The organism is Paenibacillus auburnensis, from assembly GCF_927798115.1.
Classification (GTDB): domain Bacteria; phylum Bacillota; class Bacilli; order Paenibacillales; family Paenibacillaceae; genus Paenibacillus_AQ; species Paenibacillus_AQ auburnensis.
In genome coordinates, this window is record NZ_CAKMMG010000010.1 from 145069 (window position 1) to 169676 (window position 24608).

Below are 24608 nucleotides of genomic sequence, written 5' to 3' on the forward strand. Positions count from 1 at the left end.
TGCTTAACTATCCTCCGTAGGGGTAGCAAAATCCTCTCCACTTCCTTGAGTAGCTACGGCAAAATTTCGTCCTACTTATGATACGGTTGACCGCACTGTCACTAACGGCAAGTTTCACGTACAGTAATGACGACATTCCCCTTCTTATGTTTTTGTTCGACATAACGATGGGCATCAGGAACTTGTTCCAACGAATAGCGTCTATCGATAACTGGTTTAATAGTACCGGCTTCAAGTTGTTCTTGTAGGAAGATAAGGTCTTCAACGCGAGGCTTTTGTGACATATGCACACTCACATATTTACCGTTACTACGCAGTGCCTTTTTGAATGTCGATTCTTTGATTTTGGATATCATTTTCCCAACGGCATCAAAGATTAGATCATAGCTTTCTTCAAGCGCCATGAAATCCTGTTTCGTATAATCTATGACTCGATCGGCTCCTATAGATCTTACCATTTCAAGATTGGCAGTACTGCATACCCCTGTTACATCTGCCCCGTAATATTTGGCAAGCTGCACCGCATAAGTCCCCACACTTCCAGAGGCACCATAAATAAGGACCTTCATTCCGCTCGCGATATTTCCCTTCCTTAGAAAGTTCAACGCGGTTATTCCTCCGATGGGAACAGCGGCAGCCTCCTCGTAGCTCACATTGACCGGTTTGATGGCCACCAATCCATCTTCAGGCAAACATTTGTACTCGGCATATGCACCGAAGCCAAAACCACAAGACGCAAATACTTGATCACCGATCTTAAATCGTGTTACATCTTTGCCTGCGGCTTCAACTTCCCCGGCTAACTCAAACCCCAATATCGTTACTTTTTTGGGCCTTAAGAGACCATTGTACAGTCTTGCTAGGAATGGGTCGGCCTTTCGCATGCGCCAGTCCCCCGCTGTTACCGTTGCCGCATATATTTTGACCAGTATCTCATTATCCTTCGGTGTAGGTTTCTCTAGCTCCTTCAGATGAAGGACATCGGGCGATCCGTATTTGGCATATACAATTGCTCTCATCCTTTACCCCCTATCTAATTTCCTCATTGCTCCTCTGAGTTTTCTCCGTAAAAGAATACCTCTTCCACCCATCTTAGACTCCTCTCCTGTAGTAATATATTCTCGAAATTGAACCGGTTATGTCTGAAACAAATCCGGAGACGATTAGGACGATGAACATCACCTTCAAAGGCTGGTCTATAACCAATGAGCCCATAGCCAAAAGGAAGCCACTGATAAACATAGCGAATGAATTTCGGAAGGCGAACAAACCGATGCGAACGAAGGCCCCCCAGTAATGAAAGGTTACTTTTGAATCCAACACTTCATTGGGATACTTTTTTTCTTGATAAGTCATGTATGACATCGCCTATAGTAAAGTATACTAAACATAATGTATACTAAACTATACATGAAGTCAACTTTATTATACAAATATCCGATCATCATCTGACTCTTTTTGTGAACGTCCGAAAATGAATAAAGGCGAATTTCCATTCAACAATGAATGAGAATTCGCCTTTTTTTAAGAAACACTTCATGTTTGAAATATTGAACTAGCATTATCCGCAAAGTATAAATAGGTACCGGTTATTCTCGAGGCTTACTTTGCAATAATCGGCACGAATATATCTGATAGATGATAGCCCATTTTCTCTTTGAATATCTTGGGTGTAGTGACATGGGTCATAACGTATCGCTCTGCTGGATCATTCTCGTTTGTTGATAGTTCGAAGCAACCGCTTGCCTCTACCCATGAACGAATAGATGCTTTCGTTTCCTCAATCGCTTCTTCCTCTGCGTCCTTTGAAGCCGCAACCGCATACAATCCCCCAGGAAAATCAACAACCTCGTATCCACCTGTATCTTCATGTCCTTCCGGTAGCGCAAAAAACCATTCCAAATACCGTTGCTTGTCGTTATACCACATAAAGTCACGGGGTGTAATGTAATGCCTGACATTGATGGATGACCACCATTGGTCGAACGCTTCGAAATCCTCCATAGCCGATAGGTTTCCCGAATTAACAACTTTTAGCGGTGGAATCTCGATCACACGGATTCTCTCCAATTTCACTTACCTCCAAGGATAAATGTAGTTTCTTACCCAAGAGATTAGGGGAATTGGATGAATCAGGAAATGATATGGATCACAAGCCAACTACTTAAGAACGCGCCTCCCAAAACGCATAAGACACTCCTGCAAACCGTGATCAATCGAATCTGCATGAAGGATCGACACAATGTCTCCGGCATTGAGCCGGAACTCGACACGACCATCCATTAGCATCTTTTTCGAGTTGGCCCCTTCGCCTCAATAAGCTCGTAACAGCTTGTTGAGCGGGTTTTTCAAAAAAACTTGCCGCTACTTGTTGTACGGTTCCACGTATCTTTATTTTCCAAATAAAATGAATAAATATACACTTTCCTTTACACATGGCATGTTTTACGATATATTCATCCAGTAGTATTTAAGACTTACTCTTATAAAAAACTTCATCGGCTACCGGGGAGAATTTATATGACCGAGATTCAATTTCTTGAGATCCTGCAAAACCATAAAGAAATCATAATCCATAGATGGTTTGATCGTTTATCCCAACATTATCCTGGCTTTTATGATCATGAATTTATTATGAGAGAAACCTATAACTTGTTTCAGTTCATGCTTGATATCGAAATCCCTGTGGAGAGTCATACGCATTTCGCCAGTATTCCCACGCTCAGTGAACAATGCTTTCAACAAAAAATCCCCGTTGACCACATCATCTTATTCAATCAGTTATGGACAGACACCCTCTTGTTTTTCGTTGAACAGCATGAGCACGGCAAAACCATCCCAATCAAGTTGATTCGAATAATACTCCAGAGAGTCTTTGAATTCGAAAGATGTTTTGTAATCCATTACTCTAAATTTACGAATGAACTATTGGAAAAGCAAGAAAAAACATTGGCTGAACTTCACGAGGCAAGATTAACAGTTGTCGGGAAAATGGCTGCTAGCATGGCCCATGAAATTAGAAATCCTTTGACCACGATTTTAGGTTTCTTAAAGTTAATAAGACGAGATAATATAACAAGCACCACGATTTCCTATCTAGATATAATAGAAAAAGAATTTCAGAACATACAAATGCAAATCACAGGATTTCTAAGTTTTTCTAAAAAGGGTGCCTTTGAAGAATCTTTTGAAATCATTTCAATAAATTCCTTAGTTCATTCCGTCATCGGCATGGTTACACCAAGGCTAATTGATCACAACATTATCTTTCAATTAAATATCGAAGAAGATATTCTACTCAGTTTACAAAAAACTTCCATTCAGCAAGTCGTCTCCAACATTATTAACAATAGCATTGATGCCCTTTCAGAAATCGAACAAAATAGAACGTTAATCGTTAAGAGCCAAAGAATAAGAGACATGTATGTCGTGTCGATCGCGAATAATGGTCCCCAAATTCCAGAAGCCATTCAATATAAATTGTTTGAGCCCTTTGTAACAAGTAAAAAGCATGGTACAGGGCTTGGGCTATCCATTTGCAAACAGATCATGACTAGAAATTTAGGCGATATCACATTTGCATCCAACCCTAAAGAGACAACATTTGAGATCATTTTTCGTGTGCCAGGGTGACCATCTATTCTTAATCAATTACATAATCATATTTTCACAGGCGGTGTTGTGAGGCGGTTTTCACAAGTAGCCTCACTCAAACCCTCTGCGTGGTAAGAATATATTTCGCTTCACTTGTGATACGGTTCCCCGCGATTTATCTTCACCGCCCGATAAATCTGCTCCACCAGCACCAGCCGCATGAGCTGATGGGGCAGCGTCATGCGGCCGAAGCTCATGCGCTGCTGGGCGCGGCGCATGACGTCATCGGAGAGGCCATGGCTGCCTCCGATGACGAAGACGACATGGCTCGTCCCGTAGGTGCCGAGCCGGTCGATTTCAGTGGCAAGCTCCTCGGAGCTCCAGAGCTTGCCGTCGATCGCGAGCGCAATGACATGCGCTTCGCTCTTGATGTGCGCGAGGATACGCTCGCCCTCGCGTACCTTCACCTGGACAACCTCAGCGTCGCTGAGATTGTCCGGGGCCTTCTCATCCGCCACCTCAATCATCTGGAACTTGAGGTAGGGGGTCAATCGCTTGGCGTACTCCGCGATGCCGCTCACCAAATATTTTTCCTTCAATTTGCCTACGCCGATGATTTGAATTAACATATCTTCCTCCTGTGGGATAACCCTATATAAACATCGTGCCGCTGGGAGTGTCCGTACCCATGTGCATGTCCTCTGCCCGGCCTTCGTTGTTCCTCTATAAAAACAGCAAAAGGACGTATCCATTACGTCCTTCCGCTTAATGATATCCTCTTATGTTTACCATATTTCCGGGTAAAAATAAACCGGAACCCGCCTTATTTCAGCTGTCCTTGTTGACTTGTTCCCTCTGCTATTTCAGCCCTTCTAAGGGTTCTTGTTCTTCCCGTTGTGTTCTAGCCCGTTCCACTCTTCCTACGGTCAGGCTATTCCAGCCCTTCCTCCTGCTCCGTGAACAGCTCGGGCTGCTCTGAGGAGTCATAGGCCTGTAGGACGGAATCCAGCAGGCCGGGAAAACGTTCGTTCAGGTCATCGGTGCGCAGCGACATAATACGCTGGGTGCCCTGTGCCCGTGTATAGACTACGCCCGCTTCGCGCAGCGTCCGGGCATGATGGGACATCGTGGATTTGGCAATCGGCACTTTAAAGCTGTTGCAGGCCTGCTCGCCATGCTTGCGGATTTCTGACACCACATATAAACGGATCGGATCGCTAAGCGCATACAGCACTGATGCCAGCTGGAGGTCCTTGCGGTCCGGATGATGAAGCAGCTTCATAAAAAAGACTCCTTTGAAATACAGATGAGTACTTAAATTTCTTTGTAATTTTGCATCTTCCTAATTGCATTTTACATCAGTGCATGCTATATTTCAATTGTTCGTAAGTAATCGAACTATTAAACATTAGAAATAAAGGAGTGGCAATCACATGAGCTCATTACATACCTCTGAGGATCATGCAGGCAATTCAAACGCTGCTGTGGAAGCCACTCTTCCACGCGAAGGGCTGCTGACCCTGCTGTTCAGTGTCGCTGTAGTACTTGTCATTATGAATACGGCCATGTTCAATCTGGCGCTGCCTGATGTAACCGAGACCTTCGGGATCACAGCTGCATCCGCCTCCTGGATTGTGACCGGGTACTCCATTATGTTCTCGATCGCTTCGATCACGTACAGCCGGCTGTCAGATTTCCTGCCGATCCGGTGGCTGCTGATCATCGGCCTGCTTACGCTGGGGCTTGCGGCTGTGGCCGGCTTTTTCAGCACTAACTTTATCTTCCTGCTTATCGTGCGCATTCTCCAGGCGTCAGGTGCAGGGGCCGTCATGTCTCTGTCGCTTGTCCTGTTCACCCGTTATGTCCCGCAGGCCCGCCGCGGCAAAGCGATGGCGACCATCATGTCCGCCGTCTCGCTGGGACTGGGTCTTGGCCCGGTCGCGGGCGGTTCCATTGTCGAGTATCTCGGCTGGCACTGGCTGTTCGCAGTTACGGCAGCGATTCTGCTGCTGGTGCCATTGTTCCTGATCCTGCTGCCCAGAGAAGTGCCTGCCCGCGGCTCGTTTGATGTGCTTGGCGGAGTATTCCTCGGTGTCGGCACCACAGGCCTGCTGCTGTTCCTGACCAGCGGACTGTGGGTTGCCCTGATCGCCGGCATGGCCGCGATTGCCTTATTCGTAGGCCGCATCCGCAGCACACCAGATCCGTTCGTGATGCCGGCGCTGTTCCGCAACCGCTCGTATCTCGTGCTGGCGCTGGTCGGGATCGCCTCCTACCTGTGCAGCTTCGCTACGTTGTTCCTGCTGCCGCAGATTCTGACCCACCGCTTCGGCTTCAGCGCCAGCCATGCCGGGCTGGTGATTTTCCCCGGCTCACTGCTGGCGATCTTCGTCTCCCGCACCGTGGGACGTATCATCGACCGCTACGGCAATGCCGGCATCTTACGCTTCGCACCGCTGCTGGTGCTGGCGGCAACCGTGCTGTTCGCCTTCTTCGCCGGACAGTCCTGGATTGCCGTCATGCTGGTCTACATGATTATGAGTCTGTCCTTTACCGTGCTGTCCAGCAGCGTATCGAATGAAATCTCGCGGATTCTGCCTTCATCACAGATTGGATCCGGCATGGGGCTGTTCCAGCTGCTGCAATTCTTCAGTGGAGCGTTCAGCGTGGCGATGGCCGCCAGCGCCCTGGAATGGCAGCGCGGGCTGCCGCTCTCTACGGCTTACTCCAACATCTACTGGGGGCTGTCAATTGCCGCTCTGATTGCCATTATCTCAGCCGTTGCCTACCGGCGCGGCAGCAACCGCAGTAACCGCAGCAGCTCGCTCGCCGATATTGCGGATGCAGCAGATGCCTAAAATATCACAAATACACCAAAACACCCTGCAGACCGCTCTCACGGCTGCAGGGTGTTTTTAAGTTACAGCAGTCCTTTAGACTACCAGATATTCAGCATTCTTCTCACATTCCGCACATTTCGCCGGCGGGTCCCAGTCCGAGAACTCGGTCTCCTTCAGATCCACAACATCCGGTGCATCCTCGTACTCGTCCACAAATTTGTCGATAGCCAGCTCTACGTGTTCCTTACACACTACGTACATTCAATCAAGCATCCCTTTCTGTGCCGCTGCGGTGTATACTTCTACTACTGTTCTACCACACTTCCCCGTAAAAAGGAACCTTCCGCAGCGTAAAAATCCAGCTTTATTCCCGTCCCGTAAACTTCTCTATATCCCCGGCAATCAGCATGAGCGCATCCTGCCAGAACGCCAAGGAATGTACATCAATGTCCATCAGCTTCGCGGCATCTGCGATACACCGGGTACTGGTTGCCGAGAGGAACTGCTCATAGCGGCTTACGAAGTCTGCTCCCCGCTTCTTGTACTCTGCAAAGAGCCCCTTGGAGAACAAAAGCCCGAAGGAATACGGGAAGTTCAGGAATTCATTGCCTGACATGTAATACCCGGCCTTGCTGATCCACTGGTACGGATGAATCGAATCCGGCAGTACACTGTCGCCATAGGCGCCATGCATAGACTCCAGCATCAGGTCATTCAGCTCCTCCACGGAGAGAGGTCCGGACTTCCTGCGGGCATATAGCTTGCTCTCAAAACAATACCGGGCATAGAAATCTACAATATAGTACCCGGCATCCGACAGTCCCCGTTCCAGAATGGCCTCCGCTTCCCCGGCGGGCGCAGACTGCAGCAGTTCATAGCCTATCAGACTCTCGCAAAAAATCGACGCCGTCTCCGCAATCGGCACCGGATATTCCGTGTTGACCATACTTTGCCCGGCAAGGCGGCTGCTGTGGTAGGCATGTCCGATCTCATGGGCCAGCACGCTCACATCTATATAATTGCCGTTAAAGCTCGTGATCATCCGGCTCTCCCCGATCGGGAAAATATCAACACACATGCCGAAATTCCCTTTGCCGCTCCGCGGCTCGGCATCGATCCAGCGCTGTTCGAACACCTTGCGGGCGAATCCGCCAAGCTCGCTGCTAAACCTGCTGAAGCCTTTAATAATCATCGCTTGGGCTTCGGTATAGGAGAGGTTAGCCGGAGACTCCCTCCCTATTGGCGCAAACACATCATAAAACGGCAGCTGCCCGGGATAAGCCAGCAGTTCGGCTTTTTTGGCATAATACCGGTGAAATACTGGCAGACTCTCCCGGATCGCCTGCAGCATTACTTGCAGTGTCTCCTGATCCATCCGCGAAGCGGCCAGCACTTTATGCAGCGGTGAAGCGTAGCCTCTCAATTCATAGACCGCCGCTGCCTCACCACTTACGGCATTGATACATGCTGCACTTTGTTCCGCTACACTGCGGCAGGCTTGATGCTCGGCTTCTGCCGCCGCCTTCCGTACCGCAGCATCTGGGTCATAGACGAGATTCCGCAGCTCAGCCAGCGACAAGCTCCGCATTTTGCCGTCCAGCTCCACATCTGTCCGCAAGGTGGACAACGTCCGCATATACAGGCGTTCCCAAGCTTTCGAGCCGGTAGCCTGCATCCGGGCAATCACGGCTTCGCCTTCCTCACTCAGCAAATGCTGCGATTTGCCCTGCAGCTCACGCAGATAGAAGCTGTGCTGTTCAAGATAGGCATTGGAAGCGATACTGGTCTCCAGCATATCCGGATGGATTCTGGCCAGCCATTTGCTGAAGCTTACTAAGGCTTCTCCTGCGCCAAGGGTGACCTCCTCCAGCTCGTCCATCAGATTCATCGCTTCCGTATTACTGCTGTCGGCGCTGAAGCTTAATTCGGCGAAGCTGAACAAGCGGAGATAGATGCTTTTGTAAGCATTATATTGTCTAAGGAACTGCTCCATCACTCCTGCGGCATCTTGTCCATTATGTAAATGTACGGCTGCCCAAGTACCCAGCTCCCCGGCAAGTGTCTCTACAAGCCTGCGGTCCTGCTGAAACGGCTCCGACTGAAAGGAAGGATAGATCGTGTCCAATTGCCATATTAACTGCATTTTTAACCCTCTCCTTAACTCTTCAATTATATCACGCTTGCAAATTTGGAGGTCCATGGAAATAATAGATATAATCATACTAACCGGAAAGGAGCACGCTCATGGTCAATCAGTCCATTACTGAAGGGGTCATCCGCACACGCTCAAAGCTGCGCAGAGATCTGCTAATTTCGATTTTTGATGAGTTCGACGGCGGCATTATGGCCTTAAGCCCGGTCAACCGGTCAGAGAAATACGGCAAAATGGCGCAAAGCGCCTTTTCGTTCTACCGCGGGAGCGCCTATTTATTCTATTTTGATACGACCAGGCAGTACTTCCCTTACCATAGCTCGCCTGCCCGTCCTACCTGGATTCAAGGGGATCTGCATTTCGAGAATTTCGGTGCCTTCCGCAGTGAAGACGGGGATATCGTCTATGATGTGAATGATTTTGACGAAGGGTATGTCGGCTCTTATCTCTACGATCTGCTGCGCATGGCGGTCAGTATTGCCCTTGTCGGCAGGCAGCTTGGCTATAGCGAAGCAGAGCAGCACAAGTCGGTTGAGAGCTACGCAGCAGCCTATTCCCGGCAAATCCGCCGCTTCGCCCAAGGCAAAGACAATCCCGCTAACTTCGTCATCAATGAGGATACCGCCAAAGGGCCGGTGAAGAAGCTGCTCCGCAAGCTGGAAAAACGCCGGCAGAGTCACTTTCTGGAGAAGGTTACCGCCCAAATGCAGAGCAGCCGGGTGTTCCTGGAGACCTCCGAGCTGCTGATTCCCGGTGCTGCCGAGCAGGCCGAGCTTGAACAAGCCTGGAGCTTCTATACCCAGACGGTGGTCACACGCAGCCTGAATGAGGAGCATTTCCGGATCAAGGACATTGCGGTCAAACGCGGTTCGGGAACGGCATCTATTGGGCTGGACCGCTATTATATTCTAATTGAGGGCGGTTTAGAGCAGGCTGGCGAGGATGATACCGTACTGGAGGTAAAAGAGGTCCGCGCCCCGGTTCCCGCCTATTTCATGCCGTATTCGGAGTCGTTCTGGCAATCCTTTACCCATCAGGGCAAACGGGTGTCCGCTACCCAGCAGGCCATGCACCACAAAGCTGATCCCTACCTTGGCTTCCTGACGCTGGGCGGCCGGGACTTCTATGTCAGGGAGCGTTCCCCGTACAAAAAAAGACTCAAGCTGGAGGATATCACAGACTCCGGGGAATTGATCCGGGTGCTGGAGGTGATGGGCAGTCTGACCGCCAAAATGCATGCCCGCGCTGATGCCGACGTCGATAAGGGAATCCTCAACTATCATAGCGAGCAGGAGATTTCCAAAGCCATGGGCCCGGATCCTGATGCCTTTGCCCGGTACATTGCAGAGTGGGCTTACAGTTATGCCGGACAGGTAGAGAAGGATTACGCTATGTTTAAAGATTGGGTAGTGGAACGGTACGGTCTATAACAGGAAGAAACATAAAGCATATAGATTCTTATAATTAAAAAAGCTCTCTCTGTCCACAACCGGACAGAAAGAGCTTTTTGGTGTTCTATATTCATTCCCCGGGGGCTGCACTCATAAACGCACTTGGCCGGTCCAGCTCATACAGCTTGCGGTAGCGCGGTTCCCTGTCCATTAGCTCGGCATGGGTGCCGCGCATTTCTACCTGGCCATTCTCCATAAAAATCACTTCATCCATTTGTTCTGCGCCTACCAGATGATGTGTGACCCAGATCAGCGTCTTGCCTGCCATCGCCTCGAACATGGTAGCCAGTAGCTCGCGCTCCGTGCGCGGGTCCAGGCCTACCGTCGGCTCATCGAGCACAACCACCGGCGTATTCTGCAGCAGAATCCGGGCCAGGGCCATCCGCTGGCGTTCACCGCCAGAGAAGCGCTGCCCGGCCTCGCGTACCGGAGTGTTGTAGCCTTCGGGCAGCGAAGAGATCAGCGTATCCAGCTTCGCCAGGGCTGCCGCCTGCTTGACCGCTTCCTCCGAGGCTTCCGGGTCCCCGAGCCGGATGTTGTTCGCCACCGTAGTGTCGAACAGATGCGGGCTCTGATTCAGCACAGCAATGAGCTGCGGAATTCGCTCACCGTAAGCGGCTGCGTCCACTCCATTAATCGTTGCCGAGCCGACAGTTGGCGTGATCACGCCCTGCACGACCTTCAGCAGCGTGGATTTGCCGGCTCCGCTGCGGCCGATGACTGCAATCTTACGGCCCTGCGGAATGTCGAGGGTCAGATTCTGGATCGACCAGTCATCCCCCGCTGCATAGCGGTATCCTGCAGACTTCAGTTCGATATGAGTCTGACCGGATGTTTGAATCTTCTTTACGGCAGCGGCGGCCAGAGCCGCAGCTTCCGCACTCTTGGCTTCTGCCGCTGCATGGGGCACAGCATCCTTCGCCTCTTCTACACCGTTCAAGCGTTCCAGGGAATTGCGGTACTGCGGAATTTTCTCGACGGCCTCGGAGACCGGCAGGAAAGCATCTGCTACAGGGAACACTACCAGCACGAACGCAGCAATCAGCGTCCCGGCAATGGCGCCGTCTGCAAATTGTCCTGCCGCCCAGTAGAGCATCGACAGCACGCCAAGTCCGACAACGGCCTGGCCGATGAACATACGCAGGCGCGACCAGCTGCGCAGCGCCCCGTCGGTGCGGGCGACTTTTGCCTCGTCCGCCTCATAGGTTGCCACGAACTGCGCCTGCCGTCCGCTAATCATCCAGTCGCCCATCCCGAGCACGGCATCGGTCAGCTTCTGGTAGAGCCGGTTGCGCTCCTGCTTCACCTGCCGCTGGCGGCTTTGCGTCAGCATCAGCGAGATTAACGGCAGCACGACTACCAGCACCAGCATATATAGCCCCATTAAGAGGGCAAAAGCCAAATCGAACGTACCGAGTGAAATCACCGCTGCCGCATAAATCAGCAGTGCGATGATACTCGGAAATACAGTACGCAAATATACATTTTGCAGATACTCAATGTCGTCCGCCAGCATCCCGAGAATATCTCCGGTACGGAAGCGCGAAGACAGGAAGAGCGCCTGCGGCTCCAGAATGTTGTACAGCCGGATACGCATCTTCGAGAGAATCCGCAGAATTGTATCATGGCCTACCAGCCGCTCCACATAGTGGATCACAGCGCGGCTTGTCCCGAAGGTGCGCACGCCGACAATCGGCACATAGATCATTAGAATATTTTCCGGCGGTATGGAGGCTTTGGAGATCAGGAAGCCCGAGGTGTACATCAGGGACGAGGCCGAGAAGATCGTCAGCGCCCCCAGGGCAATGATCAGCAGAAACCGCCAGAAATAAGCAGAGGCATAGGGAGCAAACCATCCTTCACGTTTCAATGGATTCCCTCCAGTTGACTTTGAATAAGCTCATAATAGGCACCCTTGCGCTCGATCAGCTCGTGGTGCGTACCGGTCTCGGCCACCTGACCCTGCTGCATTACGACAACCAGATCCATGTCGATCATCCAGTGCAGCCGGTGGGTCGCCAGGAACACCAGTTTCCCCTCAAACAGCGGAAGCATCGTTTCCTTAAGCTCATATTCAGTCTCAATATCAAGATGGGCCGTCGGCTCATCGAGCAGCATCACCGGACGGCTGCTCAGCAGTGCCCGGGCCAGCGCAACACGCTGTTCCTGTCCGCCGCTGAGGGAGCGTCCTCCGCCGCCAATCATTTCATCGAGTCCGTTCGGAAGGGATGAGACCAGCTTCGATAAACCAGCCGCCTCCACTACCGCAGCAACGTCTTCCATAGATGCCTCCGGATAATAGAACCGTACATTATCGGCCAGCGTTCCGCTGAAAATATACGGCTGCTGCGGAATATACGCAGTCTGTCTGCGCCATTCCTCATCGGTCAGCGCACTGACCCGGTTCCCGTTAATGACGATACTGCCGGAGGTAGGGTGCAGGAAGCCGCCCAAAATATCGACCAGTGTCGATTTGCCGGCCCCGCTCTCCCCGATAATCCCAATCTTCACGGCGCCTGTCACTTCCAGGCTCACTTCTGCCAGCGAAGATATGCCATCCGCCTCATACTGGACACCTATCTGCTCAAGTCTCAGCACACTGTCCGGCTTCCAGCTGAACGCCCCTGACTGAAGCTGCTGAACAGCCTTATTACCGTCAGCCTCAAGTGCCACGGCCTTTACGGTTTCCCGGTCGATGATATCCTTCATCGCTTCTCCGGCTTCTTTGCCGTCCAGGGTCGCATGGAAGTCAGCACCAACCAGCCTAACCGGCAGGAAATATTCAGGTGCCAGAATCAGAATCGTCAGCCCGGTGACCAGCGTCATCTCCTCATTAACCAGCCGCAGGCCGAGGCTTACAGCGACGGACGCAACAGACAGCATCGTGAAGAAGTCCATCGCAAACGAAGACAGAAAAGCTACACGCAGCGTACGCATCGTAGCTGAGCGGTACCGGTCGCTGACAGCAGCAATGCTCCCGCTATGACTGCGGCTGCGTCCAAGAAACTTCAGCGTCTCCAGCCCCCGCAGCGAATCCACAAAGTGGTTGGACAACGTCCGGTACGATTTCAGCTGGCGGTCCATCTGCTTGCGGGCCGTCATCCCGATCAGAATCATAAAGACAATGATGATCGGCATCGTTAAGGTCAGAATGACCCCGCTTGATGTATCCAGCGTATAGATATACACGAGCAGCAGCCACGGCGTAACGCCCATGCCCACCATCCGCGGAATGATCAGTTCAAGGTACGTACGGAACTTGGTTACACCTTCAAGTACAATGGTAACCAGTGTCCCCGTTCCCCGGTCACCTGCCAGCCTTGGCCCCAGCTCGAACAACTTGTCCATCATTTGTCTCCGCATACTGCTGCCGGTATTCTCCGCAAAACGGTAAGAAACCCGGCTCATCAGCATTGCACTGGCATGGCGCACAAGAAACGCAAGAAGGAACAAGAGCATAGTCGCCCCTTGTTCCTTCAGCGGTTCTCCCGCAAACAGCGCAGAGACTACCTCTGCCAGCGATTTCGCCAGCAGCAGTATGGACAGGCTTTGCACCAGGGTAAGGAAGCCTACGATCAGAAAGACCGGCTTAACTCCTTTGTACCCAAGCAAATTTTTATCCATTAGTATTCAAGATGCTCCTTCTCGTGAACCCGTTTATGGAAGATGAAATAACTCCAAATCTGATAGCCGAGCACGAACGGCAGCAGTGACAGCGCCACAATGGTCATAACCTTCAGTGAGTAATGTCCGGATGCAGCATTCGTAATCGTCAAGTTGAACGCCGAATCAATCGAGCTGATCATAACCCGCGGGAACAATCCGACGAAGACCGAAAGCACCGACAGAGCCATTACCGCTCCCGTCATGCCGAAAGCCCATCCGTCTTTCTTAATGCTCATGAAATAACCGGACAGTACATAAGCGGCAATCCCCAGAATTACCAGCACCAGCAGCAGGGCTCCGCGTTGTTCAAATACATCTGTCATGAAGTAAGTCATGATTACAAAAGCAAGGAGCAATGCAGCCAGCGGAATCAGCAGCTTCTGGGCCAGCTTGCGTGCCCGTACCTGCAGATCGCCAACCGTGCGCAGCGTAGTGAACATAAGCCCGTGGACCAGGCAGAGCATGACTACCGTGAGTCCGGCTACTACTGTATAACCATTAACGATATCGAAGAATCCGGCATACATCTGCATATCCCCGTCAATCGGCAGCCCTTTGATGAAGCTGGCGAATACAACGGCAAGCAGGAAAGGCGGCAGGAAGCTGCCGAAGAAAATGCAGGCGTCCCAGGTTCTTTTCCAGGCCAGCGAATCGCGTTTGCCTCTGAATTCAAAGGCAACACCGCGGGCAATCAGCGCCAGCAGGGCGAAGACGAACGGAATATAGAATCCGCTGAACAGCGTGGCATACCAGTTCGGGAAGGCGGCGAACATCGCCCCTGCCCCTGTCAGCAGCCATACCTCGTTGGCATCCCAGAAAGGTCCGATCGAATTGATCAACACCCGGCGCTCCGTATCATTCTTGGCCAGGATCTGTGTTTCCATTCCTACGCCGAAGTCAAAGCCTTCCAGAAAGAAGAATCCGATAAATAAGACCGCAATCAGTACAAACCATAATTCATTAAGAGAAAGCATGCGTTGTTCCCTCCTTGCTATACGGATCATGTGATTCACCGTGATCGTGATCCATGTGATAAGGGCCTTTTTTGATGACTTTGACAAACAAACCGATCATAACAATACCCAATATTGCATAAATAGCGTTAAAAGTAATTACCGAGAACAGGATCGAACCCGCTGAAACGTTAGGTGATACACTGTCTTCTGTCGTCATTAGGCCAAATACGGTCCAAGGCTGACGTCCGATTTCTGTCATAATCCAGCCTGCAGTATTAGCGATTGGCGGAAGCAGGAGCCCCCAGAACATGAACCGCATAAACCAGGTATTCGGACGTTCCATCTTTTTACGCCACATCAGATACATCGCATACAGGCCAAGTACGACCATGAGCGAGCCTGCAACAACCATGATCCGGAAGCTCCAGAACGTTGTGCGCACAGGCGGGATATAATTCCCGGGACCATACTGTTGTTCATATTCAGCCTGCAGGGTATTCATCCCTTTGACGCTGCCTGAGAATTCACTGTAGGAGAGGAAACTCAGCAGGTAAGGAATTTTGATTTCCCCGGAATTCACTTTATTTACAGGATCGATAAAAGCAGTGACCGTCCATGCCCCCGGGTCTCCACTGTCTTCCCAGAGTCCTTCAGAAGCAGCCATTTTCATTGGCTGTGTTTTCACCAGGTACTGTGCCTGAGCATGTCCAGCAACGGCTACACCCACCGAAGAGACGATACCGACAATCGCCGCAATTTCGAACGATCTTCTGAAGAAAGCCACATCCTGCTTCTTCAGCATTTTATATGCACTGATACCGGTCACCAGGAACGCGCCCGTTGCATAGGCGGCGAGCAGGGTATGCGGTAATTCAACCAGTAATTGTCCATTTGTAATCAGCGCCAGGAAATCATTCATCTCAGCCCGGCCGTTATTCATTGCAAAGCCGACAGGGTGCTGCATGAAAGAGTTCGCTGTGAGAATCCAGAACGCCGACAGTGTAGTTCCCAGAGCCACCATCCAGATTGCCAGCAGATGAATCTTCTTGGAAACCTTGTCCCAGCCAAAAATCCATAATCCGATAAATGTAGATTCCAGGAAGAAGGCCAGCAGCGCTTCAATCGCCAGCGGTGCTCCGAACACATCACCGACAAAGCGTGAATAGTCCGACCAGTTCATTCCGAACTGGAACTCCTGCAGAATTCCTGTTACTACACCCACTGCGAAGTTAATCAGGAAAAGCTTCCCCCAGAACTGCGCCATTCTTTTGTACTCTTCATTGCCTTTTCTGACGTACATCGTTTCCATAATCGCAATCAGCAGTGCCAGACCAATCGACACCGGTACAAAGAAATAATGAAAGATCGTCGTCGACGCAAATTGTATACGCGACAGCATTACTGTATCCATATTTCTCCCCTTCCTTCTCCCCATTCATTACATCTATTCTGTCAAAAATTTAAGCATCACAGTGTGACAATAATCACATTATACACCTCGTTTGGCGCTCAAATTCAATAAATTTGTGACAAATATCACAATATTGCACCCAGAAAGCAAAAAAAATAAGACGGTTTCACCGTCTTGGATTTGTTCATCGTTCTATATTAAGCTTGACTCATAAAGGCATTGGTCAGGTAATGGAAATACCCTTCTTCAATGATTTTAGATCGCCGTTGGAATTAAGCAGTTGCGGCAGCATCTTCATACTGCGGACCATTGGGGCATGACAGAGACGGCAAGAAGGCGCATGTTCAAATGCGAAATTGTCCCTCATCCATCCATTGCAACCATCATTGGTACAGGCCCAAATTGCGGTATTTTCTTCCGGTACTTCCTCCATAGGCTTCTTCCGGTAGTTCATTGCCGTTCCTCCCTTCCTTTATGTCACATGCCTGAGAAACAAGTAAAAAAGCATCTAACGATGCTCTTACAGGGTGCTGACAAATCCTTCGTTAGCGTTATTCTTCTGCTAAGATCAGGCTGTATTTGCGATGGTGAAGTTCGGTCTGATCTTTATAAAAAAAGACCGTCCCAACTTACAAAAGCGGGGACGGTGCTTCTATTATTACAGTTTTACAACGTTTTCGGCTTGTGGTCCACGGTTGCCTTGAACAACGTTGAATTCAACGCGTTGGCCTTCGTCCAAAGTTTTGAATCCTTCGCCAGTGATAGCGGAGAAGTGTACGAATACGTCGCTTCCGCCTTCAACTTCGATGAATCCGAATCCTTTTTCTGCGTTGAACCATTTAACTGTACCTGTTTGCATGTGTGTTACCTCCACAAATTTAAATTAATATGTTCTTTTTATCTTCAAACAAAGAAAAAATTCACACATTGAAAAAGGTTGTTATTCCAAATGACAGCCCTTTTCAATGTGAAAATTAGGTATCAAATGTATGATTATTCTCATGTTACCACACCCGCGGAACAAAGGCAAGCTGGACTATCCGAAATTCTCCGTTTTTTCCCTTATAAGGAGTACTTACCAATGTAAGGGCTGCCAGTCTACATATAAAGGAAAATTCCGCCTTGTATTATCCATTACCCAGTTTAATTTAGGCTGAAACGGTGCCGCCCCAAAAAATTATTAGGACGGCCAAGCCGCTTCCTTTATCATGACTGCCTCTTCATTATATGCAGCTAATCCGGCTTTTATTCCTCCGGTTTCTCAAGAAGTTTCACCGTAACCTGATTTACTTCACCATTGCGGTAATAAGTGATTTTCAGCTCGTCACCGATCTTGGTCTGCTCATACAGATATTTACGCAGCGAAAGAGTCGATGTAATCGGCTGATCATTAAACTTCGTAATCACGTCGTTGAACTGAAGGCCTGCAGCCTGTGCCGGTCCCACCGCATCGAGTACGACTACGCCGTCTTTTACAGATGTCGGAAGATTCAATTCCTTAACCTGATCCTCCGCAAGCGGTACATAGGGGTTATTAAGATCTACCGAATAGACGCCCAAGTAAGAACGGGATATTTTGCCGTTAGCCGCCAGCTCATCAGCCGTCTCCATCACATGGTTAGCCGGAATGGCAAATCCGAGTCCTTCTACGCCGGTATCGGAGATTTTCATCGTATTGATCCCGATTACCTTCCCGTCCAGATCAACAAGAGCGCCGCCGCTATTGCCTTCGTTAATCGCTGCATCCGTCTGGATTACTTCCTGCTCCCAGTCATAGACACCGTCCTGATTCAGCGATACCGGAATCGTCCGCTCCGTGTAGCTCACAATGCCCGAGGTCAGGGTGTCCCCAAGACCAAGCGGATTGCCAATCGCAATGACCGTCTCGCCAAGCCGCAGCTTGGAGGAATCACCGATCTGGGCTACGGTCGTAATACCCTCGGCATCCATCGACAGCACAGCAATATCCGTTACCTTGTCCGCTCCGACCAGAGTAGCTTTGTGAGTCACACCGTCTACCGTTACTACTTCCAGCTTGCCCGTACCCTCAATAACATGATTATTCGTAATGATAAAGGCCTTATCATCGTCTTTCTTATAGATAACTCCCGAACCGAGTGCAGACTCATCGAGAATATTGAGTTCCTTATTATCTTCCTTATGGTTAATGATGCTCACAACCGCAGGACGTACCAGTGCCGCAGCCTGAATAATCCGGTCATACGGATCTCCGCTGCTTGCGGTTACCTTCTGGCCCACATCCAGTGTCTGGGCTCTGCTCTCTTCAGTCAGCTGACCAGTAACAAGACTGAATAATAAAACCGCAACAACCGCACTGACTACAGAGCTGATAACGGATACCTGCCACGTTGCCAGGCTCCGCCGGGTTTTGTGCACCGTCCATTTCCGGCTGGTGAACACCTTGGAATTCTCCTGCTCTCTACTTTTGCGGCGTGACACTTTGGTTGAATAGAAATCATCATCGAACAATCCCACCGGTACATCTCTCCCCTCTATTGCTAACTGCATTCAAGACCTGAACGCCAAGCAACCACGCCCGAGCTTATTGCTGTATCTCTTAGACTCCAGGAAGTGCTAAAAGGTTTCACTTTATTCATTCACCACAATAGTGTGAGTTGTAAGCGCAAGGGGTCTTTTGATTCTTGCAACATATCAGAATAATAAGCAAGTCTCAGGAATATTTTGCAACTTAAAAGACTACAATAATAGAAGTGCTGCTCACGACAAACGCTTAATCCGTTCAATATAATTGTATCACACGCCGGGGCGCCGCCCACGATTTTTCTGCTGCAAAATCCATGCAAATTTTTAACAGGTAAACCGTTAGTTACAGCCGAAAAGGAGGAAAATCACATGGAATCTTTTTCCACTAGTATGGACCTTGTACAATTTATAGGCAAACTTGGTGATCTAAAGGACGAACACTATCATCTGATTCTTGTCCAGAGCGCCCTGATTGAACTGCTGATCGATAAGGGAGTTTTCTCACGCCAGGAGCTGGATCATAAAATAACGGAAGTAGACCGGCTTATGACTGGCTCACCTTATCCCATGGCGTAGGCTGGTCGTAATAGGTATCGCATAATTTGAACTCACTATCTTTGTAAAAACATCCCCGATCCTCCATTGCTCCGCGAACCGACATTTTGGCCAGGTCCATCATATTATGATCCCGGCTTAGGTGTGCCAGATAGGTCCGTTTGGTCCGTCCGGTAAGAATCTCGCTAAGTGCTGCTCCGGCTGCCTCATTCGAGAGATGGCCCATATCGCCAAGAATCCGCCGCTTCGTGTTCCACGGGTAACGCCCCATTCTCAGCATCTCGATATCATGATTGGCTTCCAGCACAAGAACATCCGCGCCTTCAAGCGCCACCCTTACTTTATCGCTCACATAGCCAAGATCTGTCGCTACGCACAGCTTTTCTTTACCGTCATAAAAGTTATAGCCTACCGGTTCAGCGGCATCATGAGAGATCGCAAAGGATTCTACCCTCAGGCTGCCGAAGTCTCGGAACCCTCCGGTCTCCATAATAATCCGGTTATGCTCGGGAATCGTGCCAATCCCTTTCTCTATCGCCCCCCAGGTATTGGTGTTGGCGTAGATCGGAAGATCATATTTGCGCGCCATGGCCCCAAGTCCCTTAATGTGGTCGGAATGCTCATGTGTAACCAGAATGCCGTCTATATCCTTACCTGTCAGCTCGCGCATAGCCAGCAGCTCATCGATCCGCTTGGCACTGAGGCCAGCGTCAATCATCAGCGTTGTTTCCCCGTTTCGCACTACTGTCACATTACCGGTAGAACCGCTGGACAGCACTGTAAATGAAATTCCCATCTCTCCTGCTCCTTCTACTCTGTTGTCTTCGGACTGATAATGTCCGCACTTATGGCATCCACGTAATAAGCGTTGCCGTTCTCCAGCATAAACCGCCACATGGGCGAAGCCACCTGACTTTCGGAGTTGAACAATTCCCCGTAATAGCCGAGTTCAATCTCCTTCACTACCGAGTCTGCCGGAAAATACTTTTCAATCAGACTGCTGAGTGCCTGTGACGCCGGAAGCACCTTCTGCACATCCTTGACCTCGCTGCTGCTGGCGCCAATCTCAATCTTCGGCCACCGGTAGGCTACGATCTTCTGATTGTTGTTAATCAGCTCCAGCCTGACCTGGAATAAGGAGTATTTGTTATCCACCAGCGGATGAAGCACGAACTTGCCGACCTCACTCTCCTGGGCATCAAAACGGTAAGTGGCGATATCCGTAATCTGCCCCTGAAGCTCATTGCTGAGTTCTGTGAACGAGGAATACATCAGTCCGCTGTCAATCGGCTCCTTCAGCGGAACCGGCGGATCATTCTGCTCTTCTCCGGAGTAAATGTAAGTGATATCTGGCAGCTGGGGAGTAGCCGCCGGAATCGGGCACAGCACACGAATCCCTTTCTGCTCCATAACCGCCTGCGTTTCTGCTGAGAGGGAAGTAAAGTCCAGGTTGGCACTGGCCTGATCCCGCAAATCCATCCACAGCTGATAACACAGCAGCAGATTCAGTACCAGAAAAGCGTATATCAGCACGTTTTTGGCTTTTCCCCAGTCCATACTTTCCCTCCTCAATAAACTCTAATTCAATGTGAGCACACTTCCGTCCTCGAGTGTCACCCGCCAGACCGGCACCAGCCGCAGCGTTTCCCTTTGCTCTACAGGGATATAGGCCGGAATCAGATCCTTCACAGGCGAGCTTGAGCCGATCCGTGCCAGCTTTGTCTTGAGTTCTTCTCCTCCGGGGAGCTCCACAAGCGTTTTTACAGCCTGGTCTTCCTCCGTATACATCAGCGAACGCTCATAGGACGATACGGTTCCCTGCTGCAGCTCCAAATTGATGACGCCATACTGCAGCTGCGGTTTGCTCAGGATCGGATAGGAGCCGTAATACTGCTGAAAAGAGACTTTACGTTCCTGCTTGTCCTCCTCCGTCGACGCCAGGCGGTAAGTTCCGTTCCATCCCCCGTGCTGATTAACAAAGTCGACCGCTTCCAGCGCATCCTTTGCAGGCGTACTGTCTCCGGCAGGCAGCGCCGCAGGATCACTATAACTCATCCAGTTCTGCTCCTGGTCAACCTGAAGGCTGCGCTTGCTGTCCGTATAGATTTTGGAGCCGTCCTTCTCCGGAATATACCTGGTACTCCCTGCATCGAAGAACAGGTTGCTCTGCATTTGTTCTATGGTATACATCCCCGATGGCAGCTCAGCCTCAACCAGAGGAAGCTTCTGCTCAGGCACATAATAATCTCCATTCACTGCCGTATAAGGCAACCAGTTCGTCCCGAAATCGACATGCTGCTGCACGTCCTGGACGGTGAGATCGGCTTTAGCCGCTTCATAAACGATGTCACCCCTGGTGCTGAAAAAGACGGCATGTGCCTTCGAGTCATTTTTCACATTGTAAATCCAAATCCGGTCAATGCTCTCCCCCTCAAACAGCGAATCAGGAGACAGCTGCATGACCCGCTGCAGCAGCGTCACTGGGATGCCCGCACCGAAGGAGAGCTCAATGCCGGGGTTCTCCTTCCGGATCTGATCCCAGTTGAAATCCTGCACCGGGCGCCGCTGGAAGCTCTCAAAGCCGCGTCCTTTGAGGCGTCCCAGAATCAGATCATAAAAAGTAGAGTCAGGGTAGAACAAGGTATGCTTGTCCCCGCCCATATGAATAATCATTCTATCCGGATAGAGCAGATTCTCAACCTTTTCTTCCGGGCCCATATTGTCTGTCTTTACATACAGGTTCTCTGACAATACCGCTGAATCACTGCCTGGAAGCCGGTATATCAGATAATAGCTTTCTACCAGACTGCCAGCTACCAATAAAGCTAGGACCCAGGTTTTTATTCTTTCTTTCATCCCTCACTCCCCCTTTGCTGATGCAGAGGCAGCGTAAATGTGACAAGTGAGCCTTCGTTAAGCTCGGATTGCAGGGAAATCGAACCGCCATGGGCTTTGACAATTTCCCGGGCAATGGACAATCCAAGTCCGGTACCGCCCATATTCCGCGAACGGGCCTTATCCACCCGGTAAAAGCGTTCAAAGATCCGTTCAATATCCTTCTTAGGAATCCCGATACCGGAGTCCCGTACGGAAATAGCCAGCATGCCGTCCTCGCTCTTCACTGCCTGCAGGCTGATCGTCCCGCCCTCCGGCGTGTATTTCAGCGCATTGGAGACCAGATTGCCAAGCACCTGATCAATCTGATCGCGGTCCAGCCAGGCGGAGGCGACATCCTTATGGACAACTGTACTGATATGAATCCGCTTCTGGCGGATTTGGAAGGAGAACCGGTCAGCGACATCCTCCAGCATCTCGGAGATATCCGTCTGCTGAATACGCAGGCTGGATTCCTTCGAATCCAGCCGCGAGAGATGCAGCAGGTCGGTTACGAGGCGTATCATCCGCTCAGTCTCGTTACGGATAACCCCGACGAAGCGTACAGCAAGCTGCGGATCATCGAGTGCACCGTCATCAAGGGCTTCGACATAACTCTTGATCGTCGTCAGCGGCGTCCGCAGCTCATGCGAGACATTGGCTACGAATTCGCGCCGCGATTCCTCCAGATTCTCCTGCTCGGTGACATCCTGCAGTACGGCAATCGTACCGGCGATTCCGCCGCCTTCACGGCGGTGGATTGGAGTAAAGGTAACCCTAACGATATTGGGATCCCCTCCGCCCATCGGAGAGAGGTGAATCATTGCCGATTGGGCATTACCCTCCGCCAGTGATCCCGACTGCTCATGATTCAGGCCGAGAAGCTCATCGAGCGGCGCACCTTCCGGCAGCGGGCCTTCCGAGCCCAGCATGTGCGCGGCGCGGGTATTCATCAGAATGACCACCCCGCTCTCGTCGGTCGCTACAACTCCATCACTCATATTCGTCAGGATCGAGGCAAGCTTCTCCTTCTCCTCCTCGTTCTGAGACAGAGCTTCACGAAGCCTGCCTGTCATATAATTAAACGCCTGGCTAAGCTGCCCGATTTCATCATTGCCGAACTCCGGCATTTTACGGTTAAACCGGCCTTCGGCAAGCGCGGTGGCATGCCGGGTCATTTCTTTAATCGGATGAGTAATCGTATGGGCAAGAATCACGCACAATACGGCAGTAAGCGCCAGTGCCAGGAGCAGTCCTGAGAGGAACACGCTGTTAATCCGGCTCATGGTGGCGTATAAATCCTTCATATCAGCGGCAATGTAGATAGCCCCTACCACTTTATCACCGGAAAGCACCGGCTTGGCTACGACCTTCTTACGCACATTATCATCGGCAATAATATATTCTTCATTGTCGCTGATGCCTTGCAGCGCCCGGCTGACCACAGTCTGGGTATTACGCTGTCCTACATAATCATTCTGGGAGGGGACAGACGTAGTAATGATTTTTCCGCTTGCATCAAGCACCTGGATCTCTGCACCGTTGATATACAGATTGTTGACCATACCGCGAAGGCTCTCTACTGCCGTTTCTTCATCTGCGGTTCCGGCTTCGCTGCCGAGCTTGTCTGCAGTCAGGATCGAGAGCATCTCTGCCCTGGCCTTCAGATCCTTGGTGAAATTCTCTGTCAGTGAATTCTTCATCGAACTGACAAAATAAACTCCGATCAGCTGCATCGCCACTAGAATCAGCAGGACATAGATAATAGTCAACCTGGCCTGAATCGTCCGGAAAAAGGACAGCCCTTTTTTCATCACAGGCCTCCGCTTTTGGGGCTATGCATCAAATAACCGAGTCCCCGCCGGGTGAAGATATATTCCGGTTTACTGGGATTCTCCTCAATTTTTTCTCTCAGACGGCGGATCGTTACGTCCACGGTCCGCACATCGCCGAAGTATTCAAAGCCCCATACAGCCTGAAGCAGGTGCTCCCGCGTCATTACCTTGCCGGCATGGCGGATCATATAGTAGAGCAGCTCATATTCGCGGTGTGTCAGGTCCAGTGCTTCGCCGTCTTTATAGACCATATACATATCGGTATCGACGAACAGGCCGAAGTGATGCACGCCCTGTTTACTTTCTGCCATTTCGCTTAGCGATCCGGGCGGAGTCGGCTTATGCTGGCGCCGCATCTGGGCCTTGACTCTGGCCAGCAGCTCACGTGTGCTGAAGGGCTTGGTCACATAATCATCAGCGCCAAGCTCAAGGCCAAGCACCTTGTCAATCTCCCCGTCCTTAGCTGTGAGCATAATGATGGGAATATCCAGATGGGCTGAGCGCACCTCACGGCAGACATCCATTCCGTCCTTGCCGGGAAGCATGAGGTCAAGCAGCATCAGATCGGGGCGAATAGATAGCGCCAGCTCCACCGCACTGTTGCCGTCAAAGGCGCAGATTACCTCATAGCCTTCTTTTTCTAAATTGAATTTTAAAATATCAGCAATAGGCTGTTCATCGTCTACTACCAGAATCGTTCCCATCTGCATATGCTCAGCTTCACCTTTCTCACCATACTTATCATTGATTCTCTTATTTTAACATACCT

Annotated in this window: 22 protein-coding genes; 4 read left to right on the forward strand and 18 right to left on the reverse strand. The window is 50.5% G+C overall.

Going from position 1 to position 24608, the window contains the following annotated elements; translation table 11 throughout:
- Nucleotides 1-101 precede the first annotated feature (101 nt).
- Nucleotides 102-1019 carry an NAD(P)-dependent alcohol dehydrogenase gene (locus L6H70_RS24445; protein WP_236336790.1) on the reverse strand — a complete coding sequence of 306 codons (918 nt, stop codon included), beginning with the start codon at nucleotides 1017-1019 and terminating at the stop codon, nucleotides 102-104.
- Nucleotides 1020-1602: 583 nt separating this feature from the next.
- A complete protein-coding gene (locus L6H70_RS24450) occupies nucleotides 1603-2070 on the reverse strand; it encodes a GyrI-like domain-containing protein (RefSeq protein ID WP_236336791.1) in 468 nt (155 codons plus the stop codon).
- Between the two features lie 450 nt (nucleotides 2071-2520).
- Between L6H70_RS24450 and L6H70_RS24455 the strand changes: the two genes are divergently transcribed.
- Nucleotides 2521-3633, forward strand: coding sequence for a sensor histidine kinase (locus tag L6H70_RS24455; protein ID WP_236336792.1), 1113 nt, complete (start codon nucleotides 2521-2523; stop codon nucleotides 3631-3633).
- 110 nt (nucleotides 3634-3743) lie between these two features.
- On the opposite strand, the gene rlmH is transcribed toward L6H70_RS24455, so the two are convergent.
- Nucleotides 3744-4223, reverse strand: coding sequence for a 23S rRNA (pseudouridine(1915)-N(3))-methyltransferase RlmH (gene rlmH / locus L6H70_RS24460; RefSeq protein ID WP_236336793.1), 480 nt, complete (start codon nucleotides 4221-4223; stop codon nucleotides 3744-3746).
- A gap of 302 nt (nucleotides 4224-4525) precedes the next feature.
- Nucleotides 4526-4876 carry an ArsR/SmtB family transcription factor gene (locus L6H70_RS24465; RefSeq protein ID WP_236336794.1) on the reverse strand — a complete coding sequence of 117 codons (351 nt, stop codon included), beginning with the start codon at nucleotides 4874-4876 and terminating at the stop codon, nucleotides 4526-4528.
- Between the two features lie 151 nt (nucleotides 4877-5027).
- Here L6H70_RS24465 and L6H70_RS24470 point away from each other — a divergent pair, with 151 nt between their 5' ends.
- The gene (locus L6H70_RS24470; RefSeq protein ID WP_236336795.1) at nucleotides 5028-6452 is read left to right on the forward strand and encodes an MFS transporter; all 1425 of its coding nucleotides are present in this window, start codon (nucleotides 5028-5030) and stop codon (nucleotides 6450-6452) included.
- A 75-nt stretch (nucleotides 6453-6527) separates the two neighbouring features.
- On the opposite strand, the gene L6H70_RS24475 is transcribed toward L6H70_RS24470, so the two are convergent.
- The gene (locus L6H70_RS24475; protein WP_082452016.1) at nucleotides 6528-6695 is read right to left on the reverse strand and encodes a CxxH/CxxC protein; all 168 of its coding nucleotides are present in this window, start codon (nucleotides 6693-6695) and stop codon (nucleotides 6528-6530) included.
- A 103-nt stretch (nucleotides 6696-6798) separates the two neighbouring features.
- On the reverse strand, nucleotides 6799-8577 hold the full coding sequence (locus L6H70_RS24480) for a M3 family oligoendopeptidase (RefSeq protein ID WP_236336796.1): 1779 nt from the start codon (nucleotides 8575-8577) through the stop codon (nucleotides 6799-6801).
- 101 nt (nucleotides 8578-8678) lie between these two features.
- On the opposite strand from L6H70_RS24480, the gene L6H70_RS24485 reads away from it, so the two are divergent.
- The gene (locus L6H70_RS24485; protein WP_236336797.1) at nucleotides 8679-10016 is read left to right on the forward strand and encodes a DUF2252 domain-containing protein; all 1338 of its coding nucleotides are present in this window, start codon (nucleotides 8679-8681) and stop codon (nucleotides 10014-10016) included.
- A gap of 91 nt (nucleotides 10017-10107) precedes the next feature.
- Here the strand turns inward: L6H70_RS24485 and cydC are convergent, their stop codons facing one another.
- The 7 genes from cydC to L6H70_RS24520 form a co-directional block, all read right to left on the reverse strand.
- Complete coding sequence (gene cydC / locus L6H70_RS24490) at nucleotides 10108-11907, reverse strand: thiol reductant ABC exporter subunit CydC (RefSeq protein ID WP_236336799.1); 1800 nt, start codon at nucleotides 11905-11907, stop codon at nucleotides 10108-10110.
- Nucleotides 11904-13661 (reverse strand): thiol reductant ABC exporter subunit CydD, encoded by a 1758-nt coding sequence (gene cydD / locus L6H70_RS24495; protein ID WP_236336801.1) that lies wholly within the window; start codon nucleotides 13659-13661, stop codon nucleotides 11904-11906. Before cydD ends, cydC begins: the two co-directional genes overlap by 4 nt.
- Nucleotides 13661-14677 carry a cytochrome d ubiquinol oxidase subunit II gene (cydB, locus tag L6H70_RS24500; RefSeq protein ID WP_236336803.1) on the reverse strand — a complete coding sequence of 339 codons (1017 nt, stop codon included), beginning with the start codon at nucleotides 14675-14677 and terminating at the stop codon, nucleotides 13661-13663. Before cydB ends, cydD begins: the two co-directional genes overlap by 1 nt.
- Entirely contained in the window at nucleotides 14664-16070 is a 1407-nt protein-coding gene (locus tag L6H70_RS24505) for a cytochrome ubiquinol oxidase subunit I (RefSeq protein WP_236336804.1), read from the reverse strand. Before L6H70_RS24505 ends, cydB begins: the two co-directional genes overlap by 14 nt.
- A gap of 223 nt (nucleotides 16071-16293) precedes the next feature.
- Nucleotides 16294-16524, reverse strand: a complete 231-nt coding sequence (locus L6H70_RS24510; RefSeq protein WP_054942614.1) for a cold-shock protein — start codon at nucleotides 16522-16524, stop codon at nucleotides 16294-16296.
- Nucleotides 16525-16728: 204 nt separating this feature from the next.
- Nucleotides 16729-16929, reverse strand: coding sequence for a cold-shock protein (locus L6H70_RS24515; protein ID WP_039878010.1), 201 nt, complete (start codon nucleotides 16927-16929; stop codon nucleotides 16729-16731).
- A 386-nt stretch (nucleotides 16930-17315) separates the two neighbouring features.
- Nucleotides 17316-18566 carry a S1C family serine protease gene (locus L6H70_RS24520; protein ID WP_236336860.1) on the reverse strand — a complete coding sequence of 417 codons (1251 nt, stop codon included), beginning with the start codon at nucleotides 18564-18566 and terminating at the stop codon, nucleotides 17316-17318.
- A 378-nt stretch (nucleotides 18567-18944) separates the two neighbouring features.
- Here L6H70_RS24520 and L6H70_RS24525 point away from each other — a divergent pair, with 378 nt between their 5' ends.
- Nucleotides 18945-19151, forward strand: coding sequence for a hypothetical protein (locus tag L6H70_RS24525; RefSeq protein ID WP_054942617.1), 207 nt, complete (start codon nucleotides 18945-18947; stop codon nucleotides 19149-19151).
- Here the strand turns inward: L6H70_RS24525 and L6H70_RS24530 are convergent.
- Genes L6H70_RS24530 through yycF form a run of 5 tightly spaced genes read right to left on the reverse strand, consistent with a single transcriptional unit; the run spans nucleotide 19120 to nucleotide 24549 of the window.
- Nucleotides 19120-19926 carry an MBL fold metallo-hydrolase gene (locus L6H70_RS24530; protein ID WP_236336806.1) on the reverse strand — a complete coding sequence of 269 codons (807 nt, stop codon included), beginning with the start codon at nucleotides 19924-19926 and terminating at the stop codon, nucleotides 19120-19122. The genes L6H70_RS24525 and L6H70_RS24530 overlap by 32 nt on opposite strands.
- Before the next feature lie 14 nt (nucleotides 19927-19940).
- The gene (gene yycI, locus L6H70_RS24535) at nucleotides 19941-20687 is read right to left on the reverse strand and encodes a two-component system regulatory protein YycI (protein WP_236336807.1); all 747 of its coding nucleotides are present in this window, start codon (nucleotides 20685-20687) and stop codon (nucleotides 19941-19943) included.
- 21 nt (nucleotides 20688-20708) lie between these two features.
- Complete coding sequence (locus L6H70_RS24540) at nucleotides 20709-21986, reverse strand: YycH family regulatory protein (protein ID WP_236336808.1); 1278 nt, start codon at nucleotides 21984-21986, stop codon at nucleotides 20709-20711.
- Nucleotides 21983-23818 (reverse strand): cell wall metabolism sensor histidine kinase WalK, encoded by a 1836-nt coding sequence (gene walK, locus L6H70_RS24545; protein WP_206102589.1) that lies wholly within the window; start codon nucleotides 23816-23818, stop codon nucleotides 21983-21985. Before walK ends, L6H70_RS24540 begins: the two co-directional genes overlap by 4 nt.
- A complete protein-coding gene (gene yycF, locus L6H70_RS24550; protein WP_054942622.1) occupies nucleotides 23818-24549 on the reverse strand; it encodes a response regulator YycF in 732 nt (243 codons plus the stop codon). Before yycF ends, walK begins: the two co-directional genes overlap by 1 nt.
- Between the last annotated feature and the right edge of the window lie 59 nt (nucleotides 24550-24608).

What these genes read in the sequence shown, in the direction of transcription:
- L6H70_RS24475 (WP_082452016.1), bottom strand. Translation starts at nt 6,695, where the DNA reads ATGTACGTAGTGTGTAAGGAACACGTAGAGCTGGCTATCGACAAATTT.
- walK (WP_206102589.1), bottom strand. Translation starts at nt 23,818, where the DNA reads ATGAAAAAAGGGCTGTCCTTTTTCCGGACGATTCAGGCCAGGTTGACT.
- L6H70_RS24505 (WP_236336804.1), bottom strand. Translation starts at nt 16,070, where the DNA reads ATGGATACAGTAATGCTGTCGCGTATACAATTTGCGTCGACGACGATC.
- L6H70_RS24515 (WP_039878010.1), bottom strand. Translation starts at nt 16,929, where the DNA reads ATGCAAACAGGTACAGTTAAATGGTTCAACGCAGAAAAAGGATTCGGA.
- L6H70_RS24485 (WP_236336797.1), top strand. Translation starts at nt 8,679, where the DNA reads ATGGTCAATCAGTCCATTACTGAAGGGGTCATCCGCACACGCTCAAAG.
- cydB (WP_236336803.1), bottom strand. Translation starts at nt 14,677, where the DNA reads ATGCTTTCTCTTAATGAATTATGGTTTGTACTGATTGCGGTCTTATTT.
- L6H70_RS24445 (WP_236336790.1), bottom strand. Translation starts at nt 1,019, where the DNA reads ATGAGAGCAATTGTATATGCCAAATACGGATCGCCCGATGTCCTTCAT.
- rlmH (WP_236336793.1), bottom strand. Translation starts at nt 4,223, where the DNA reads ATGTTAATTCAAATCATCGGCGTAGGCAAATTGAAGGAAAAATATTTG.
- L6H70_RS24470 (WP_236336795.1), top strand. Translation starts at nt 5,028, where the DNA reads ATGAGCTCATTACATACCTCTGAGGATCATGCAGGCAATTCAAACGCT.
- yycF (WP_054942622.1), bottom strand. Translation starts at nt 24,549, where the DNA reads ATGCAGATGGGAACGATTCTGGTAGTAGACGATGAACAGCCTATTGCT.
- L6H70_RS24540 (WP_236336808.1), bottom strand. Translation starts at nt 21,986, where the DNA reads ATGAAAGAAAGAATAAAAACCTGGGTCCTAGCTTTATTGGTAGCTGGC.
- L6H70_RS24510 (WP_054942614.1), bottom strand. Translation starts at nt 16,524, where the DNA reads ATGAACTACCGGAAGAAGCCTATGGAGGAAGTACCGGAAGAAAATACC.
- L6H70_RS24530 (WP_236336806.1), bottom strand. Translation starts at nt 19,926, where the DNA reads ATGGGAATTTCATTTACAGTGCTGTCCAGCGGTTCTACCGGTAATGTG.
- L6H70_RS24455 (WP_236336792.1), top strand. Translation starts at nt 2,521, where the DNA reads ATGACCGAGATTCAATTTCTTGAGATCCTGCAAAACCATAAAGAAATC.
- L6H70_RS24480 (WP_236336796.1), bottom strand. Translation starts at nt 8,577, where the DNA reads ATGCAGTTAATATGGCAATTGGACACGATCTATCCTTCCTTTCAGTCG.
- cydD (WP_236336801.1), bottom strand. Translation starts at nt 13,661, where the DNA reads ATGGATAAAAATTTGCTTGGGTACAAAGGAGTTAAGCCGGTCTTTCTG.
- yycI (WP_236336807.1), bottom strand. Translation starts at nt 20,687, where the DNA reads ATGGACTGGGGAAAAGCCAAAAACGTGCTGATATACGCTTTTCTGGTA.
- L6H70_RS24465 (WP_236336794.1), bottom strand. Translation starts at nt 4,876, where the DNA reads ATGAAGCTGCTTCATCATCCGGACCGCAAGGACCTCCAGCTGGCATCA.
- L6H70_RS24525 (WP_054942617.1), top strand. Translation starts at nt 18,945, where the DNA reads ATGGAATCTTTTTCCACTAGTATGGACCTTGTACAATTTATAGGCAAA.